Below are 2,961 nucleotides of genomic sequence, written 5' to 3'. Positions count from 1 at the left end.
GCGCCGGCGCCGAACGCCTTGCAACGGCCGTCGACGGCCAGGCCGCGCTGACGGCTGAAGCCGACCAGGCCGATGGGCTCGCCCATGACGGCTGCGCCGCCGGTCAGCGCGAGGGAGCACTCGCCCGAACGAAGGGAACGCATGGCCTGGTGCATGGCCACGAGCGCGGAGGAGCAGCCGGTGTCCATCGTCACGGCCGGCCCTTCGAGGCCGAGCGTGTAGGAGATGCGGCCGGAGGCGATGCTGGTGACGGTGCCCGTGATGAGGTGACCCTCAAGTCCCTCCGGCACGCCCCCGCTCGCTCCGTAGCCCTGGTGGGACACGCCGACGAAGACTCCGGTGTCGCTGCCGCGCAGGCTGTCGGGGGCGATGCCGGCCCGCTCCAGGGTCTCCCAGGCGGTCTCCAGAAGCAGTCGCTGCTGCGGGTCCATCGCGGTCGCCTCACGCGGCGAGATCCCGAAGAAGGCCGCGTCGAACTCGGCCGCGTCGTGCAGGAATCCGCCGTCGCGGGCGTAGGTGGTGCCCGCTCGGTCCGGATCGGGGTCGTACAGGTTCTCCACGTCCCAGCCGCGGTCGACGGGCAGGGAGGAGATGGCGTCGGTCTCGTCGAGGACGAGTCGCCAGAAGTCGTCCGGTGAGTGTGCTCCGCCGGGGAAGCGGCAGCCCATGGAGACGATGGCGATCGGTTCGTCCTCACGGGCCGGGCGGGCCGCCGGGACGGCCGGGAGCGTGGCGGGCCGCTCCTCGGCGGCGTCGTCGACGAGCTGTCCGCGCAGATGGCGCGCGAGGTCGCGGACGTTGGGGTGGTCGAAGACGATCGCGGCGGGCAGCGTGAGGCCGGTCGCCTCGTTGAGGCGGTTGCGGAGCTCGACCGCGGTGAGGGAGTCGAATCCGAGTTCCCGGAACGCACGTGTGGCGGCGACGTCGTCGCCGTCTGCGTAGCCGAGGACGGCGGCGACCTGGGTGCGGACCACGTCGGTCAGCGTCCGGTCGCGTTCGGCGGAGCTCTGGCCGGCGAGTTCCGCGCGCAGGCCGCCGCCGCGTTCCGAGGCGCGGTCGAGAACGGCTTCGTCGGCCCGCATCGCGGCCGCCACCTCGGGGACCTCGTGCAGCAGCGGTCGGGAGTGCGCGGCGGTGAAGACGGGGACGAAACGCTCCCAGTCGATGTCGGCGACGGCGAGGAAGGTCTCGTCGTGGTCGAGTGCCTGCTCGAGGCCCGCGACGGCGAGGGCGGCGTCCATGAACGGGATTCCGCGCCAGCGCAGTTGCTCCCGAACGACGTTGACGGCCATGCCTCCGCCCTCCGGGCTCCAGATGCCCCAGGCGAGGGACATGCCGGTCAGCCCGCGCGCTCTGCGATGGTCGGCGAGAGCGTCGACGTAGGCGTTGGAGGCCGAGTAGGCGCCGTGGTCGCCGCTGCCCCAGGTGCCGGCGACGGAGGAGTACAGGACGAAGGCGTCCAGCCGGTCGTGGTCGAAGAGTTCGTCGAGGTTGACGGCGCCGAGCAGCTTGGCGCGGGCTCCCTCTGCGAAGAAGTCGAGGTCGGTGTCGGCGAGGGAGGCGAGCATGCCGACGCCCGCGGTGTGCACGACGGTGCGGATCGCGGGGCCGTCGGACTCCACCTGCTCGACGAGACGGTGCAGCGCTTCCCGATCGGCGACGTCGCACGCGGCGATGGTCACCCGGCAGCCCAGCTCGGTCAGTTCCTGCCGCAGCGCTTCCGCGCCCGGCGCCCGGTCGCCGTGGCGGCTGGTCAGCACCAGATGCTCGGCGCCCTTGCGGGCGAGCAGTCGAGCCGTGTGGGCGCCGAGGCCGCCGGTGCCGCCGGTGACCAGCGCGGCCCCGCTGGTGCTCCAGGACCGCGATGCGCTTCGGCCGGACAGGGGGGTGCGGACCAGCCGCCGGATGTGGGCGCTCGATCCGCGCAGGGCGATCTGGTCCTCGTCGCCCCCTGCGGCGAGGACGGCGACCAGGCCGCGGGCGGCGTCGGGGTCGGGTGCGCAGGGAAGGTCGACGAGGCCGCCCCAGCGCCGCGGCTGCTCCAGGGCGACCACCCGGCCGAATCCCCAGAGCGCGCCCTGTATCGGACGGCTGACCGTGTCCCCGTCCCCGGTACTGACAGCCTCGCTGGTCAGGAACCACGTCCTGGCCTCGATGCCGGCGTCCAGCATGCCCTGGACCAGGACCAGCGAGGACATCATGCCGACGGTCGCACCCGAGTGGTCCGGGGCGAGGCGCTCGTCGAGGGCCAGCAGGGACACGACGCCGCGCACGGAGTCGGTCCCGGCCACGGAGTCGGTTCCGGTGTCGGCAGCGGCGACGGCGGCCGTGAGGCGCGCGGCGACGAGTGCGCGGTCCAGCTCGTCGGCGGCCATCGCGAAGGGGACGGCGGTCGCGCCCGCATCGCTCAGGGCGTCGGCGACAGCGGCGACCAGCGGCGACCCGGCATGTCCTTCGGGGACGACGAGCAGCCAGGTCCCCTCGAGGGTGGCTCCTTCGGGGAGCCGACAGGGCCGCCACGCCACCCGGTAGCGCCAGCTGTCCAGTTTCGCCCGGCCCTGCCGTCCCCGACGCCAGGCCGACAACGCAGGCAGGAGACCATCGAGCCCCCCGGTCCCGTCCAGCCCCAGCGTGCCCGCGAGCCCCTCCAGATCACCCTCCTCGACGATCCGCCAGAACTCCTCCTGCGCCGGATCCACCCCGGCCTGCACCCTGGGCATGTCCAGCCAGTAGCGGCTGCGCTGGAACGCATACGTCGGCAACTCCACCCGAGAAGGCGTCAACCCCGCGAACACCGGACCCCAGTCGACCGCCACACCCCCCGCCCACGCCTCACCCAGAGACAGGTAGAACCGCCCCAGGCCACCCTCACCCCGACGCAACGAACCCACCACCACCGCATCCCCGCCCACAGCCTCGACCGTCTCACCGATCGGCACCGCCAACACCGGATGCGGACTC

At 73.2% G+C, this 2,961-nt stretch carries 1 protein-coding gene; it reads right to left on the bottom strand.

Features of this window, described 5'->3' with window-relative positions:
* Positions 1 to 2,939, bottom strand: a 2,939-nt coding sequence (locus tag ACN6LD_RS42055; RefSeq protein WP_445045923.1) for an SDR family NAD(P)-dependent oxidoreductase, incomplete at its 3' end; no start/stop codon positions are given.
* Positions 2,940 to 2,961 lie beyond the last annotated feature (22 nt).

It is taken from the genome of Streptomyces sp. SAS_272 (assembly GCF_052543235.1).
The sequence above is the reverse complement of the archived record's forward strand: the minus strand, read 5'-3'. Positions and strand labels throughout refer to the sequence as shown.